The organism is Mesorhizobium sp. P3_A9 (assembly GCF_056402975.1).
Map to the genome: position 1 here is coordinate 1 of NZ_JBFUGJ010000004.1, position 15,156 is coordinate 15,156.

Here is a 15,156-nt window from a genome sequence, read left to right on the forward strand (position 1 = left end):
TCCTTGATCAGACGCTGGCAGCGCTCGGCCATGAAGTCGAGCAACAGCCGCACCTTTGGGTCCTGCAGCTTCTTGTGCGGATAGACGGCGGCGAATTGCACCGGCGTCGGCGGCGTGTTGGCTAGGATCACCTGCAGCCGCCTGTCGCGGATGAACGGCTCGACCTCGAAACGCGGCTTGTTGATGATGCCGCGCCCGGACAACGCCCAGCCGGTCAGCACGTCGCCGTCGTCGGTGTCGTAGGGCCCGTGCACCTCGAATTTCTGCGGACCGGTGGGGGTCTGCAATGTCCAGACATATTCGCGCGCGCCGGAATAGCGCAGCATCAGGCAGTCATGCTTCTTGCCGATCAGTTCCTGCGGCTCTATCGGTTCGCCGCGCGCTTCCAGATATTTTGGCGCAGCCACCAACACGCGCTCACATTCCATGATGCCGCGCATCCTGAGACTGGAATCCTCGATGATGCCGAGCTTGAAGGCTACGTCGATGCCTTCCTTCATGATATCGATATTGTGGTCCGAGAGCCTCAGCCGCACCTCGATATCTGGATACTTGTCGTGGAAATCGGGAATGCCCGAGGCGACCAGCCGACGGCCGAGGCCAAGCGGTGCGGTCACTTTGATAGTGCCGCGCGGCTGGCCGGATAATGCCGAGACCGCGGCTTCCGCTTCGGTGATCGCCTCCAGCACCTGCTTGGCGCCCGAGTAGAAAACCGTGCCATGCTCGGTCGGCATCAACTGCCGCGTGGTGCGGTTGAACAGCCTGACGCCCAGATGTTTTTCCAGTTCCTTGATGCGGTTGGAGGCGACCGCCGGCGAAATGCGCATGTCGCGGCCCGCCGCCGACAGATTGCCGAGTTCGACGACGCGAACGAAGACGGCGATGTTGTCGAGATAGGCCATGCGGTTCCGTGGCTTTCCTGAGCTCGCCTTCGGGCGGCTCCCTTCCTGCTGCGTGTGACCACCCTAGTATTTTCCATTTTTTTTTGAAAGTCATCGTACACCTCGCCTCTTTCCGTTTGCGTGCGACACCGTAAAGTCGCGTCATCGGCAGGGACGACTTCAATGATGGATTTCGCGATTTTCTGGGAATGGCTGAGCTTCGCCGTGCGCTGGCTGCACGTCATCACCGGCATCGCCTGGATCGGCTCGTCGTTCTATTTCGTCGCGCTCGATCTCGGCTTGCGCCAGCGGCCGGGCATGCCTGTCGGCGCCTTCGGCGAGGAATGGCAGGTGCATGGCGGCGGCTTCTACCACATCCAGAAATATCTGGTGGCGCCGGCCGAGATGCCCGAACACCTGACCTGGTTCAAATGGGAATCCTACGCCACCTGGCTGTCCGGCTTCGCCATGCTGTGCGTCGTCTACTACGCCGGCGCCGATCTGTTCCTGATCGATCCCAACGTGCTGCCGATGTCGGTGCCGGTCGGAATCCTTTTGTCGATGGCCACGATTGGCGTCGGCTGGGTGGTCTACGATCTGCTCTGCCGCTCGCCGCTTGGCAAAAGCGACACCGGCCTGATGCTGGTGCTCTATGGCGTGCTGGTGTTCATCGCCTGGGGGCTGACACATCTGTTCACCGGCCGCGCCGCCTTCCTGCATCTGGGCGCCATCACCGCCACGATCATGTCGGCCAATGTCTTCATGGTCATCATCCCCAACCAGAAGATCGTCGTCGCCGACCTGATTGCCGGCCGCAAGCCTGACCCGAAATACGGCAAGATCGCCAAGCAGCGCTCGCTTCACAACAATTATCTGACGCTGCCGGTGCTGTTCCTGATGCTGTCGAACCACTACCCCCTGGCGTTCGCCACGCAGTTCAACTGGGTCATCGCCTCGCTGGTGTTCATCATCGGCGTGCTGATCCGGCACTATTTCAACACCGTGCACAAGCGTGCAGGCAACCCGCACTGGACGTGGCTGGGCGCCCTGGTCCTGTTCATCATCATCATCTGGCTGTCGACGGTGCCGAAGGTGCTGACCGGGGAGTCCAAGGCGTCCGCCTCGGCGGACATCTATATCGCCTCCGCCCATTTCCCGGCGGTGCGCGACACCGTGCTCGGCCGCTGCTCCATGTGCCACACGGCAGAACCGGTCTATGAGGGTATCTACCACGCACCCAAGGGGGTGATGTTGGATAGCGACGCGGCAATCGCCAACCACGCCCGCGAGATCTATCTGCAGGCCGGCCGCAGCCACGCCATGCCGCCCGCCAATGTCAGCCAAATCACCGACAAGGAGCGGGCGCTGCTGGTGGCCTGGTTCGAAGGCGCGGGGAAATAGCATGACCTCGACACTTCTGCGCGGCCGCACGCTGTCCTTCGTGCGTTGGCCGCAAACCATCGACGACCATTCGGCCTGGCGCTACGAGGAGGATGGCGGCCTGCTGATCAGCGATGGCAGGATCGTTGCATCGGGCGCTTATAGCGATGTCGAAAAACAGGCCGGTGAGGGGACAAAAAAGATCGATCACCGGCCGCACCTGCTGTTGCCGGGCTTTATCGATACCCATGTGCATTTCCCGCAGATGCAGATCATCGCTTCCTACGGTGCCGAACTGCTCGACTGGCTGAACACCTACACTTTTCCTGAAGAGACGAAGTTCGCCAACGCGCAGCATGGCCGCCGTATCGCCAGGCTGTTCCTCGACGAAATGGTGCGCCACGGCACGACGACGGTGGTCGCCTACTGCTCCGTGCACAAGGCCTCCGCCGAAGCCTTTTTCGCGGAGTCGCATGATCGCAACATGCTCAACATCGCCGGCAAGGTGATGATGGACCGCAATGCGCCTGAAGGCGTGCTCGACACGCCGCAATCCGGCTATGACGACACGAAGGCGCTGATCGCGGAGTGGCACGGCAAGGGCCGCCAGCACTACGCCATCACGCCGCGCTTCGCCATCACCTCGTCGCCGGAGCAGATGGAGATGGCCGGTGCGCTCTGCCGCGAATATCCCGACCTGCACATGCAGACGCATCTCTCGGAAAACCACGCCGAGATCGCCTTCACGCAACAGCTTTACCCCTGGTCGCGCGACTACACCGATGTCTACGAACATTACGGGCTGCTGGGCAAAAAGAGCCTGTTCGGCCATTGCATCCATTTGTCGGAACGCGAGGCGGACGCGCTTTCGGAGAGTGGCTCGGTGGCGGTGTTCTGCCCGACCTCGAACCTGTTCCTCGGTTCCGGCCTGTTCGACTATCAGCGCTTTCGCCGCCGCGACAAGCCGCTGCGTATCGCCGCCGCCACCGATGTCGGCGGTGGCACCAACTATTCCATGCTGCGCACCATGGACGAAGGCTACAAGGTGATCGCGCTGAACGGCGAGAAGCTGAACCCGTTCCAGTCCTTCTGGCAGATCACGCGCGGCAATGCCGAGGCGCTCTCGGTGGCCGACAAGATCGGCACGCTGGAGGAAGGCACCGACGCCGACATCGTCGTGCTCGACGCCAGGGCAACACCGGCGATGCGGCTCAGGATGGAAACGGCGCAGACGCTGGCGCAGGAATTGTTTCTGCTGCAGACGCTTGGCGACGACCGCGCCGTGCGCGAGGTCTATGTCGCGGGGCGGGCCGCCAAGAGCGACATGATCGCAGGGTAGACCCCCCTCACCCGGATTGCCAACCGAATTGCGAAGGGCAATTCGGGGCAATCCGACCTCTCCCCGAGGGGAGAGGAGGGAGCCGGCACGAGCGCCAGTCTCTTCTCCCCAGCGGGGAGAAGGTGGCCGCGAAGCGGCCGGATGAGGGGGCGGTCTCGACGGGAGCTTGACCCGGCAGTCCTTGTCGTACAAACGACGTGTGACGATTTTCGGAGAAAGAAAATGGCCGCTGCGGACGACATCGCCCTGATCCGGAAACAGGAAGAGACGCTGGTCTTTCTCGCCTTCGATGAGGCCGTCGCCTTCAAGATCGGTTCAGCCATTCGCGACCGCGCAATCGCCGAAAACCTCCCCATCATCGTCGATATCAGGCTGTGGGACCGGCCGCTGTTCTATGCGGCCTTTCCGGGGTCGAACGCCTCCAATCCCGACTGGGCGCGGCGCAAGATCAATGTCGTCAGGCGGTTCCTCAGAAGCACCTATGGCATGGTGCTGGAACAGCAGCGCCCCGACCGCACTTTCAAGGTCGGCGAGGGGCTCGACATCTCGGACTATGTGCTCGCTGGCGGCGGTTTTCCGGTGACTGTCAAAGGCGCCGGCGTGATTGGCGTGATCGCCGTTTCCGGCCTGCCGGAACGTGAGGATCACGGCGTCGTGGTCGATGCGCTCTGCGATCATCTGGGCATCGACAAGCGTAGGCTGGCGCTGTCGTCGGAAGCTGAATGACCGTGCTCGACCCCAAGGCTTTCCTCATCTCCATCTTCAACGCCGCCGTGGCCGCCGCCGATCCGGAGCTAACCATCCGGGATCATTTGCCGGCGAAGCCGAAGGGCCGCACCATCGTCATCGGTGCCGGCAAGGGCTCGGCGCAGATGGCGGCGGCCTTCGAGAAGGTCTGGGACGGTCCGATCGAAGGGCTGGTCGTCACCCGCTATGGCTATGGTGCCAAATGCGAGCGCATCGAGATCATCGAGGCGGCGCATCCGGTGCCGGATGCCGCTGGCCTCGAGGCCTCGCGGCGCCTGCTGGCAAAAGTCCAGGGCCTCACCGAGGATGATCTGGTCGTGGCGTTGATTTCCGGTGGCGGCTCGGCGCTGCTGCCGTCGCCCGCCAGTAGCCTGACGCTGGCCGACGAGATCGCCGTCAACGAGGCGCTGCTTGCCTCCGGCGCGCCGATCGCGGCGATGAACACCATCCGCAAGCATGTCTCGACCATCAAGGGCGGCCGGCTGGCCGCAGCCGCTTGGCCGGCCAAGGTGGTGTCGCTGGTTGTGTCAGACATTCCCGGCGACAATCCGGCCCTTGTCGCCTCCGGGCCGACGGTCCCCGATACCGGCAGCCGCGAAGACGCATTGGCCTCGATATCAGCCTATGGCATGAAGCTGCCGGCCTCGGTGATGGCGCACATCAATTCGCCGGCGGCCGATGCGCCAGATCCCGACGATCAGCGCTTTTCGCGCAATGAGGTGCACCTGATCGCCTCGGCTGGGGTATCGTTGGAAGCAGCAGCGGGAGAAGCCCGGCGACAGGGGATCGAAGCCATCATCCTCTCCGATGCCATTGAAGGCGAAGCGCGTGAAGTCGGCGGCGTCCACGCCGCAATCGCGCGCGAAGTGGCGACCCGCAATCGTCCATTTTCGAAGCCGGTGTTGATCCTGTCCGGCGGCGAAACCACGGTGACCTTGCGGGCAAAAGGCAAGGGCGGCCGCAATTCGGAATTCCTGCTCGCCTTCGCCATCGGCATCAATGGCGTGCAATGTATTCACGCCCTGGCCGCCGACACGGACGGCATCGACGGTTCGGAAAACAATGCCGGCGCTTTTGCCGATGGCTCGACAGTGTCGCGCATGCGCGCGTCGGGTGTCGACGCAAAGGCCATGCTGGCGGGGAACAATGCCTGGACGGCGTTTAATGCGGTTGGCGATCTTTTCGTGCCTGGTCCGACCGGAACAAATGTCAACGACCTCAGGGCGATCCTTATCCGCTAGGCAAACAACTTACGCTGCCATCAGCCGCTTCACCTCTCTCATATCCCTTAGAAACCGTTGGCGTTCGGCTTCCTTCTCCGCGGGCTCATGGATGCGCAGGATGAAGGAGGGGTGGATGGTGATGAAAACCCTCAAACCATCCTCGCGCTCGATCACCTGGCCGCGCATTTTCGTCACTGGGATCGCCTTGCCCAGCAGCGACAGTGCCGCCGTGGCGCCGAGTGCCACCGCAAGGTCCGGCTTGATCAGCGCGAACTCCCGATCGATCCACCAGCGGCAGGCCTGGACCTCGCCGGCATTGGGCTTGGAATGGATGCGGCGCTTGCCGCGCGGCTCGAACTTGAAGTGCTTGACCGCATTGGTGACGTAGACCTTTTGTCTGTCGACCTCAGCGTCGGCCAGTATGGCGTCAAACACCTTGCCCGCCGGGCCGACGAAAGGTTTGCCGGCGAGATCCTCCTGATCACCCGGCTGTTCGCCGACGAAAATCACCTTGGCATTGTGAGGGCCTTCGCCGAATACGGTCTGGGTCGCATCGCGCCAAAGCGGGCAGCGGCGACAGCCTTTTGCGGCCTCGCGCAATTCGGAAATCGTACCGGCGTCGTCGTCTTGCGGCGACTTGGCCGGCTGCTTCGGCCAATGCCTGGCCTGCACCTTGGCGTGGTGCGGCGCCGGCGTCGTTGGTATCTTCGCAATCATGTCCTTGGCGGCCTTGTCAGCTCCTGCGATCAGTTCTGGAATGAGCGAGGCCTCGGGAAGGTTCCGCCAGTATTTCTTCGGCATTTCCTTCTGCATGGCCTTCACCTTCAGCCGTGCCGGGTTGAAGATATTCTCGAAATAGGTGCGCCACAGCGCCTCGGTGTCGTCTTGATCAGGCGCATCGCCCTTGGCGGCACCCGGCCCGATCGCCAGTCTTTCGCCATCCCAGTCGGCGGAGGCGTGCGGCGTCAGGATCGTCCAGCGCATGCCGGTGAAGCGCCTGACAAAGAAATCCGCATTGCGCTCGACAATGAAATGATCGGGCTCGAACCAGGCGACATAACGCTCCTCGTCGCCGTCGCCGATCTTCCGGAAGCGCACGAAGGCATGCATCTTGTGGCTGTCGCGCCGCACCGCTTTTTCCATCGCCTCGAGCCGCCTGGTGTCGGGATCCGATGCGATCGCCAGCAGCTTGGGTTCGCCGCGCAGTCGCCACAGCAATCGGTAGAGAAAAGCAAAGCGAGTGGGATCTGACTGGCAGAAGGCGGTTTCAGCGTGCTCGATAAAGTCGCGCGGCACCACGAGTTGCGCCCCCGCAGGCACGGCTGGCAAATCGCTCGGCGGTTGGTCGGAGCCGGCCGCGACATGCCAGCTGATGTCCTCGGGCTTGATCTCGTTCAATGCCAGCCGCCGTGCCGCGTCGCGCCAGCCTGAAAAGTCGGTCTCGCTGTCGAGCCGAACACTGTATCGGGCAAGGTTGAGCTCGGCCGATAGCATGGTCAAAACAGCGACAGCTGTTCGCAGGAGCGTACGATCGTGTTGCGCAAGCCCTGCTTGTCGGTGAGCGCTCCCGGCGACCAGCCCTCGGCGATGATGAACGGCCTGAGCTTGGCGATCGACTGGCAAATCCGCCCGACATCTTCGAGCCGCAGCCGCCGGTGGCGGCGTGTCTCCAGGATTTTCGCCACCACCTTGGTGCCGAGACCGGGGACGCGCAGCAGCGCCTCGCGGTCGGCGCGGTTAATGTCGACGGGAAACTGTCCCCTGTTGCGCAGCGCCCAGGCCAACTTCGGGTCGATGGCGAGGTCGAGCATGCCATCGCTGCTGCCGGCCAGGATTTCCGGCTGCGAGAATCCATAGAACCGCATCAGCCAGTCGGCTTGATAAAGCCGATGCTCGCGCATCAGCGGCGGCTTCCGCAGCGGCAGGGACGACGAGGAATCCGGTATCGGGCTGAAGGCGGAATAATAGACGCGCCGCAGATGGTAGCTGCCATAAAGCCGGGCGCTGGTGTGCAATATGCCGTCGTCGGAGGTCTTGTCGGCGCCGACGATCATCTGCGTCGACTGACCACCGGGCGCGAAGCGTTCGCGCTTTTTGGTCCTTAGCGTCGGCTCGGCCTTTTCTTCCATCTTCTGACGTAGCCTGGCCATGGAAAGCCGGATCGTCTCCGGCTTCTTTTCTGGCGCCAGCTTCTTCACGCCCTCGTCAGTTGGCAGCTCGACGTTGATCGACAGCCGGTCGGCGTAGAGACCGGCCTGCTCGACCAATTCCGCCGAGCTTTCCGGAATGGTTTTGAGATGGATATAGCCGGAGAACTTTTCCTCCAGCCGCAGCCGTCGCGCCACCTCGACCATTTCGCCCATGGTCTCATCAGGCGAGCGGATAACCCCCGAGGACAGGAACAGGCCTTCGATGTAATTGCGCCGATAGAAATCCATGGTCAGCTTCACCACCTCGTCGATGCTGAAGCGGGCACGCCGCACATTCGAGGACGAGCGGTTGATGCAATAGCTGCAATCGTAGATGCAGAAATTGGTGAGCAGGATTTTCAACAGCGAAATGCAGCGGCCGTCCGGCGCATAGGAATGGCATATGCCCATGCCTTCGGTGGAGCCGATGCCGCCGGATTTCAGCGAATCCTTTTTCGCCGAGCCTGACGAGGCGCAGGAAGCGTCATACTTGGCGGCGTCGGACAGGATTGCCAGCTTTTCACGGACGGTGAGAGCGCTCATAAGTTCATGATATGTTCTGAACGGCTGCCGCGCTACCTCATTTGACATAGGCGACGAAAAAAGTGATCGCCGCCTATGTCAGGTCGTCAAACCTCGTGCAGGTAGAGATGATAATCCAGTTCGCTGACCGTGCGTGCCACGCGCAGATATTCGGACTGTTTGATCGCCACGAAGGTGCGGTGCAGGTCCTCGCCAAGCGCGCCTTTCAGGAAGCTGGAGGCCTTGGCCGCTTCGATGGCAGCGCGCCAATCCGCCGGCATCGTTGTGCGGGTGACCGCTCCCTCATAGCCATTGCCCGTGGTCTCAGGACCGGGGTCGAGCCCTTCGTCGAGGCCTTTGATGATGCCCGCCAGCACCGTCGCCGCGATCAGATAGGGATTGGCGTCGACGCCCGACGGCCGATGCTCGATGCGCCGGTTCTTGGCATCGCCCGCCGGCACGCGCAACGCCACAGAACGGTTGTTGACGCCCCAGGTCGGCGCCACCGGCGCATAGGATTGCGAGACGAAGCGCCGCCAGGAATTGGCGTGCGGCGCAAACACCAGCATCGATTCCGCCATCGTCTGGATCAGGCCGCCAAGCCCTTGCAATAGGGGCAGCGACCAGCTCTCGCCACCGGCTTCGGCAAAGACGTTGCGGCCGGCCTTGTCCTGCAGCGAGACGTGGAAATGCATGCCCGAGCCAGCATATTTCTCGATCGGCTTGGCCATGAAGCAGGCGGTCACGCCATGGCGGCGCGCCTGTGCCCGCACCAGCCGCTTCAACATGACGAGGTCGTCTGCCGCCCGCATCACATCCTTGCGGTAGTTCAGCGTCAATTCGTACTGGCCCGGCGCATATTCGGAAATCACCGTCTCGGCCGGAATGCCTTGCGCCTTGGCCGCGGCGTAGATGTCGGAGAACAGCGGTTCCATGCCGTGCAGATGGTCGACGGAATAGACTTCCGTCTTGCCCGAAACCCGGCCATCGAGTACGGCGCGCGCCGGCTGCACCTTGCCATCGGCATCACGTTCATTGGCAAGCAGAAAAAATTCCAGCTCGAAGGCACCGGCCGGGTAAAGCCCCTTGGCCGCCAATATGTCGACCTGCCGGGCCAGCGCCAGCCGCGGATCCGACGACATGGGCTGGCCATCGAGATGATACATCGCCATCAGCACCTGGCCGCGTGCCGGGTTGGTGCCGTAGAGCGGCACCAGCGTGCCGGGGATCGGCCATGCCCTGAGATCGCCGTCGCCGGTGGTCCAGATCAGCCCGGTCTCGTGCACATCCTCGCCGGTGATGTCGAGGCCGAGGATCGAGATCGGCATATGCCGGCCGCCCTCGAAAATGCTTTTCAGCTCATGCCGGCGCACGATCTTGCCGCGGCCGACGCCATTGGCATCGGTCAGCACGATATCGAAGGCTTCGATCTCGGGATGGGCGTCGAGAAAGGCTTGCGCTTCGGTGGGCGAGGACCCCGAAGGTGAGGTCACGATGGCATTGTCCATGGCCGCTTGTCTCATGCCGCAAGCTTTGCCGCAACCGCAGCGAAGGCGCTGATCAGGCGGTTGACCTGGGCACCTGACGTCGCCGGCGAGATCAGCATCATATTGTGGAAGGGCGCGATCAGCACGCCGCGATTGACCAGCGCGACATGGATGGCGGCCTCCAGTTCCGGCGCATGCGCCGTCTCCGCCTCGGCGCCGTTGCGCAACGGGCCGGGTGCACAGATGAACTCGACGCGGGCGCCGACACGGGCGACATGCCAGGGCAGATTATAGCGCTCGATCACGCCGGTCAGTCCGGCATCCAGACGCTGCGCCAGATGGTCCATTCGGTCATAGTTCTCCGGCGTCATCACCTCTTCCAGCGTGGCGCGCATCGTCGCGAACTGCAGCGGGTTGGCCGACAGCGTCGTGCCCATGCCGGAATAGCCGGGCTCCTTGGTCCTGTTGTAGTCGGCGTAGCGCGAGGCGAGCTCATCGCTCATGCCCCAGACACTTGCCGGCACGCCACCGGCAATCGGCTTGCCCAGCACGAAGAGGTCCGGGTCGAGCCCGTATTTCCGGGTGTAACCGCCTGGCCCGGTCGAGATCGTGTGTGTCTCGTCGATCAGGAGCAGCGTGCCGGCTGCGCGGGTCAGCCGGCGCAGCGCGTCATGGAAGCCCGGATCGGCCAGCACCATGCAGGAATTGGTCAGCACCGGCTCGGCGATGACGCAGGCCACATCCCTGTCCTTGAGCGCTGCTTCCAGTGCGGCAACATCGTTGAACTCGATCACCTTGGCCGTGCGGGTCAGGTCGCGGAATTCGCCCGCCAGTCCCGGCCGGTTGACTGGCTTGCCGTCGATCAGCCGCACCATCGTCTCGTCGACCGAGCCGTGGTAGCAGCCGTTGAAGACGAGAATTTTTTCCCGCCCTGTGACGGCGCGGGCGATGCGCAACGCAAAGCGATTGGCGTCGGTCGCCGTCGTCGCGATCTGCCAGAACGGCAGGCCGAAGCGTTGTTGCAGCAACGGCCCGATGGCAAGCGCGTCTTCCGAGGGCAGCATATAGGTCAGGCCGCGTCCGGCCTGGCGGCGGATGGCGCGCGCCACCGGCGGCGGCGAATGGCCGAACATCGAGCCGGTGTCGCCGAGGCAGAAATCGTCGAGCCGGTTGCCGTCGATGTCGGTGATCGCAGCACCCCTGGCGCTGTCGACCAGGATTGGAAACGGCGTCGGCCAGTCGTTCATCCAGTGCATCGGCACGCCACCGAAGAAGCCGGGCAGACCGTTGCCGACCTTGGCTTGCGATTTAGGCCGTGCTGCGCGGAAGGCCGCCCCTTCGGTCTCGCGCAATTGCGCGATGCGGTCACGGCTGATGCCGCCGATGGTCTTTGAACTGTGGCTGCTGTGCATGGAAACCCCTCTCGTAGGTACCTCTTAGCCAATCCATGTCCGCAACCGCAATTGGCCGCGCGTCGGCCCTGCATTGGCTCAGCCCTTGGCAGCAGCGCTTGACCGGGCTGGCGAAGTCAGCGCCAATATGAGCGGGAATTTGAGGTGGGGGAACAAAAATGCGCATGATCATCTCTGCGGCAATGCTGCTGTCGACGGCCAGCACGGCCTTCGCCTCAGGCGGCATCTGGTGCAACGTCGACGATACGGCGGTGACATTCGACGTCGGCGCCGGCGTCACCAGAGGCATGGGCGGCCCGACCTTCAACTTTCGCGGCGATCTCGAAATCAAGGCGAGGCCGGTTGGCGATGGATTGCGCAAGACGGTGTTCGAGGATTCCAACCTGACCCAATACTGGCTGGACGACAAGGATCTGCGGCTGAACATCTACCGCGAATACGAGGCGGCAAGCACCTTCAATTCGGTCGAACTGACGATCCTGACCAAGGCCAGCGATGAAGGCGTCTATGATGGGCAGTACACGCTTGCCGTCTATGACAATGCCGCCGACACGGAAAAGGACGGTAAGCCGGCGGAGTTGACGGGCAAGGTGTCGTGCGGGGCTGAGTAGTCCGCTATTTCCAGGCTACGCCGTGATGTCGATGACGCCGCAGTCCCCGGCGGCGCTGCCGAAGGCGACGCGACGTTCTTCCTTGTCCCACATCATCGAGGTGATGGCGCCCTTGCCCGGCCTGCGCAACAGCACTTCCTTGGCGTCGGAAAAGCGCACAGCCATCACCATGCCGTCATCATAGCCGACGGCGACGACATCCTGGCTTGGGTGGCAGGCGACCGCCGTCACCATGGCGTTGCCGCGTGTGCCGAGTTCCAGCGGCGCCTTGCCCATCGGGCCGTCCTTGCCCGAGAACGGCCAGAGGATCGCCGCCGGCGCGCCGGAACTCGCCAGCCACTTGCCCTTCACGCTCCATGACAGGCTTTTGACCTTGCCGGGATAGCCGGTCATGCGCATGTGCTTGCCGTCCGCCAGTTTCCAGCCATGCAGCGCGTTTTCCTGCATGGTGGTGACGAGGAAGGCGCCCTCCGGCGAGAAGGTGATGCCGGTATGGGCGCCGGCCCATTCGAGCTCCACCGGCTTGCCATCGGCGGCCGGGAAATGCAGCGTCGCGCCATTGTAGCGGGCGACGCCAAAGCGCATGCCCTTGGGCGAAAACGCCAGCCCCTCGACCGAGCGCGGATGGACAAATTCCCTTGTCTTGCCATCGGCGAAACGCACGAAGGCGGTCTTGCCGGTCGCATAGGCGATGGCGCCTTGCGGCCCGGCGGCGACGCTGGTGATCCATTTCTTGCCGGCGCTTGCCAGTTCGGCGACTTCGCCGCCGGTTTTCACGGCAAACACCTTGCCGTCCTCGCCGCCGGTGATCAGGCGGTCGTTGGCTGCATCATGGAAAGCCGCGAGCAGCCCGTCATTGGCCTGCACCGTCTTGTGGCCATTGTCGAGCCGGTGGATGGCACCGTCGGCCAGCGCGAAATGCGGCACGTTGCCGAGGAAGACGGCGGCGACGCAATGGCCTTCGAGATCAAGCGGGGCGACGGTTGGCATGGGCTAGTTCAATTTCCTGCTTTTGGCGAACAGAGGTGAGTAGGTTTCCAGATAGGCTTCATGCATGACGACATAGAACTTCGTCCAAAAGTCCGAGATGTCGATGAAGTTGACGATGCGCTGATCGTCATCACCATCGAGGGAACCCCAGGAAACCACGATGTTCTCGCCGGACCTGGCCAGTGCGGGAGCAATGTCACCAAGACGAAAGAAGCGTCCTCTTTCTCTCGAAAAAAGTTGGATAACGTAAGGATAGTATTCTATCTCGGTCGCGAAATTGGCGCACAAGTCCGACCTACGCACTCGCTTTGTCATTGATTTGCCGGGCATCCGGCATGCAGTTCAGCCCAAGAGGGGATGGAGCTATCGGCCTTCGAGCCGACAGCCCCTTTTCCACACTACCTTGCTTGGCGTCAAGCCGCCTGGCAGGCGTCAAAACTCTTCTTCAGCCGCTCGGCATCGAGTTCGCGGCCGATGAACACCAGCCGGCTCTCATGTTTCTCGCCGTCCTTCCAGGCGCGCTGATGGTCGCCTTCGATGATCATGTGCACGCCCTGGATGACATAGCGCTCATCATCGCCCTTCAAGGCAATAATGCCTTTCAGCCGCAGGATGTTGGGGCCTTCCATCTGGGTGATCTTCTCGATCCACGGGAAGAACTTCTTCGGATCCATCTCGCCACCGCGCAGCGACACCGACTGCACCGTCACATCATGGATGTCGGAAGGATGCGCGTGATGGTGATGATCATGCCCGTCATGATCATGGTGGTCGTGGCCATCATGGTCGTGATGATCGTGGTCATGATGATCATGATCGTCATGCGCCTCGAGGAAATGCGGGTCGTTTTCCAGCGCCCGCGACAGGTCGAAGGCGCCGCGGTCGAGCACTTCCGACAGGGCAACACCGGCGCGCGTCGTGCGGTGGATCCTGGCCGCTGGGTTGATGGCGCGGATCGTCGCCTCGACCTTGGCCAGCTCTTCGGGGGTGACCAGATCGGTCTTGTTGAGCACGACGACGTCGGCAAAAGCGATCTGGTCCTCGGCTTCCTTGGAATCCTTGAGCCTGAGCGGCAGGTGCTTGGCGTCGACCAGCGCCACCACCGCATCGAGCCTGGTCTTTGAGCGCACGTCGTCATCCATGAAGAAGGTCTGCGCCACCGGCACCGGATCGGCGAGACCGGTGGTCTCGACCACGATGGCATCGAAACGGCCGGGCCGGCGCATCAGGCCCTCGACGACGCGGATCAGGTCGCCGCGCACCGTGCAGCAGACGCAGCCATTGTTCATCTCGTAGATTTCCTCGTCGGATTCCACGATCAGGTCGTTGTCGATGCCGATTTCGCCGAATTCATTGACGATGACCGCGTAACGCTTGCCGTGGTTTTCCGACAGGATGCGGTTGAGCAGCGTCGTCTTGCCGGCGCCGAGATAGCCGGTGAGAACGGTTACGGGGATCTGCGTCTGTGCGTCGCTCATGGCTTGCCTCGAAATGTCTGGGCCTTGAAAAACTCGGCCGCGAAAAGGGATTGTCGGCTCCATATAGGATGTGTGCCGGGCTTTTGCACGGGGCAAACCAATGGTCCAAAGCGGCCGGCTGGGTTTGTTCCGTGGTCATGGCGGCGGAAAGGATCGTCGGCCCGGCGATGGGACGACAGAACAGGGCACCTTGCCAGACGCTGCCCGTCGGCGCATTGCATCCGCATGGCGGTTCCTGTGAATCCGGCGCCGTCGAAACTCGTTTGTCATCTAACTGAAATAAACATCTGGCATTAGCCACGGCGGACACCGCAATGCTTGCCGGCAAAGCTGTTTGGAGCGCCGGAATCTTTTCGATCGTCGATTGCCAACCGGCCGGCTGCGTCTATGCTGTACGCACCGGTACGGCCGAAGAGGGATGACCATGGCCAAGGCGGACAAGACTGCAACAATGAGCCGGCTGCATTCGGCGGCAAGGCTGGCAAGAACCGCGCTGGCGGCCCGGCTTCTGGCGCACGGCTTCTATGCCGGCCAGGACCAGATCATGCTGGCGCTCGACCGCGAGGACGGCCAGACGCCGGGCAATCTTGCCGGCCGCCTCGGCGTGCGCCCGCCGACCATCACCAAGACCATCAACCGGCTGCAGGCGCAGGGTTTTCTGGAAAAGCGCGCCTCCGAGTCCGATGCCCGCCAGGCGCACATCTTCCTCACCGAGACCGGCCGCGAAACCATCCGCGCCATCGAGAAATCGGTGAAGAAGACCGAAAAGCAGGCGCTGAAGGGCCTCGACAAGAAGGACCAGAAGGCGCTGTTCAAGCTGCTCGCCCGCATCGAAGCCAACCTCTCCAATGAGGAACTGGTGTTGATGGACGACGACGCCGAGTCGGACGACTGATC

Annotated in this window: 14 protein-coding genes; 6 read left to right on the forward strand and 8 right to left on the reverse strand. The window is 62.7% G+C overall.

The window, feature by feature from the left end; genetic code table 11:
- The coding region (locus tag AC1DX0_RS01585) for a LysR family transcriptional regulator (RefSeq protein WP_477354094.1) at positions 1 to 902 on the reverse strand (902 nt) is incomplete at its 3' end.
- A 162-nt stretch (positions 903 to 1,064) separates the two neighbouring features.
- Between AC1DX0_RS01585 and AC1DX0_RS01590 the strand changes: the two genes are divergently transcribed.
- The 4 genes from AC1DX0_RS01590 to AC1DX0_RS01605 all read left to right on the forward strand — a co-directional run bounded on the left by AC1DX0_RS01590 (position 1,065) and on the right by AC1DX0_RS01605 (position 5,588).
- A complete protein-coding gene (locus AC1DX0_RS01590; protein WP_477218567.1) occupies positions 1,065 to 2,282 on the forward strand; it encodes a urate hydroxylase PuuD in 1,218 nt (405 codons plus the stop codon).
- A 1-nt stretch (position 2,283) separates the two neighbouring features.
- Positions 2,284 to 3,600, forward strand: coding sequence for a guanine deaminase (guaD, locus tag AC1DX0_RS01595; protein WP_477218566.1), 1,317 nt, complete (start codon positions 2,284 to 2,286; stop codon positions 3,598 to 3,600).
- Between the two features lie 222 nt (positions 3,601 to 3,822).
- Positions 3,823 to 4,326, forward strand: a complete 504-nt coding sequence (locus AC1DX0_RS01600) for a heme-degrading domain-containing protein (protein ID WP_477218565.1) — start codon at positions 3,823 to 3,825, stop codon at positions 4,324 to 4,326.
- Positions 4,323 to 5,588, forward strand: coding sequence for a glycerate kinase type-2 family protein (locus tag AC1DX0_RS01605; RefSeq protein WP_477218564.1), 1,266 nt, complete (start codon positions 4,323 to 4,325; stop codon positions 5,586 to 5,588). The genes AC1DX0_RS01600 and AC1DX0_RS01605 overlap by 4 nt, the downstream gene beginning before the upstream one ends.
- Before the next feature lie 9 nt (positions 5,589 to 5,597).
- On the opposite strand, the gene AC1DX0_RS01610 is transcribed toward AC1DX0_RS01605, so the two are convergent.
- The 4 genes from AC1DX0_RS01610 to AC1DX0_RS01625 all read right to left on the reverse strand — a co-directional run bounded on the left by AC1DX0_RS01610 (position 5,598) and on the right by AC1DX0_RS01625 (position 11,180).
- Positions 5,598 to 7,064 carry a UdgX family uracil-DNA binding protein gene (locus AC1DX0_RS01610; protein ID WP_477219095.1) on the reverse strand — a complete coding sequence of 489 codons (1,467 nt, stop codon included), beginning with the start codon at positions 7,062 to 7,064 and terminating at the stop codon, positions 5,598 to 5,600.
- Between the two features lie 2 nt (positions 7,065 to 7,066).
- Complete coding sequence (locus tag AC1DX0_RS01615) at positions 7,067 to 8,302, reverse strand: putative DNA modification/repair radical SAM protein (RefSeq protein ID WP_477218563.1); 1,236 nt, start codon at positions 8,300 to 8,302, stop codon at positions 7,067 to 7,069.
- 86 nt (positions 8,303 to 8,388) lie between these two features.
- A complete protein-coding gene (locus tag AC1DX0_RS01620; protein WP_477218562.1) occupies positions 8,389 to 9,789 on the reverse strand; it encodes a glutamine synthetase family protein in 1,401 nt (466 codons plus the stop codon).
- An 11-nt stretch (positions 9,790 to 9,800) separates the two neighbouring features.
- A complete protein-coding gene (locus AC1DX0_RS01625; RefSeq protein WP_477218561.1) occupies positions 9,801 to 11,180 on the reverse strand; it encodes an aspartate aminotransferase family protein in 1,380 nt (459 codons plus the stop codon).
- Between the two features lie 158 nt (positions 11,181 to 11,338).
- Between AC1DX0_RS01625 and AC1DX0_RS01630 the strand changes: the two genes are divergently transcribed.
- Complete coding sequence (locus AC1DX0_RS01630) at positions 11,339 to 11,791, forward strand: hypothetical protein (RefSeq protein WP_477218560.1); 453 nt, start codon at positions 11,339 to 11,341, stop codon at positions 11,789 to 11,791.
- 15 nt (positions 11,792 to 11,806) lie between these two features.
- Here AC1DX0_RS01630 and AC1DX0_RS01635 read toward each other — a convergent pair whose 3' ends face one another.
- The 3 genes from AC1DX0_RS01635 to AC1DX0_RS01645 form a co-directional block, all read right to left on the reverse strand.
- Complete coding sequence (locus tag AC1DX0_RS01635) at positions 11,807 to 12,781, reverse strand: WD40 repeat domain-containing protein (RefSeq protein WP_477218559.1); 975 nt, start codon at positions 12,779 to 12,781, stop codon at positions 11,807 to 11,809.
- 3 nt (positions 12,782 to 12,784) lie between these two features.
- On the reverse strand, positions 12,785 to 12,940 hold the full coding sequence (locus AC1DX0_RS01640) for a hypothetical protein (protein WP_477218558.1): 156 nt from the start codon (positions 12,938 to 12,940) through the stop codon (positions 12,785 to 12,787).
- 254 nt (positions 12,941 to 13,194) lie between these two features.
- Positions 13,195 to 14,259, reverse strand: a complete 1,065-nt coding sequence (locus tag AC1DX0_RS01645; protein ID WP_477218557.1) for a CobW family GTP-binding protein — start codon at positions 14,257 to 14,259, stop codon at positions 13,195 to 13,197.
- A 424-nt stretch (positions 14,260 to 14,683) separates the two neighbouring features.
- Here AC1DX0_RS01645 and AC1DX0_RS01650 point away from each other — a divergent pair, with 424 nt between their 5' ends.
- On the forward strand, positions 14,684 to 15,154 hold the full coding sequence (locus tag AC1DX0_RS01650) for a MarR family transcriptional regulator (RefSeq protein WP_027040586.1): 471 nt from the start codon (positions 14,684 to 14,686) through the stop codon (positions 15,152 to 15,154).
- Positions 15,155 to 15,156: the final 2 nt, after the last annotated feature.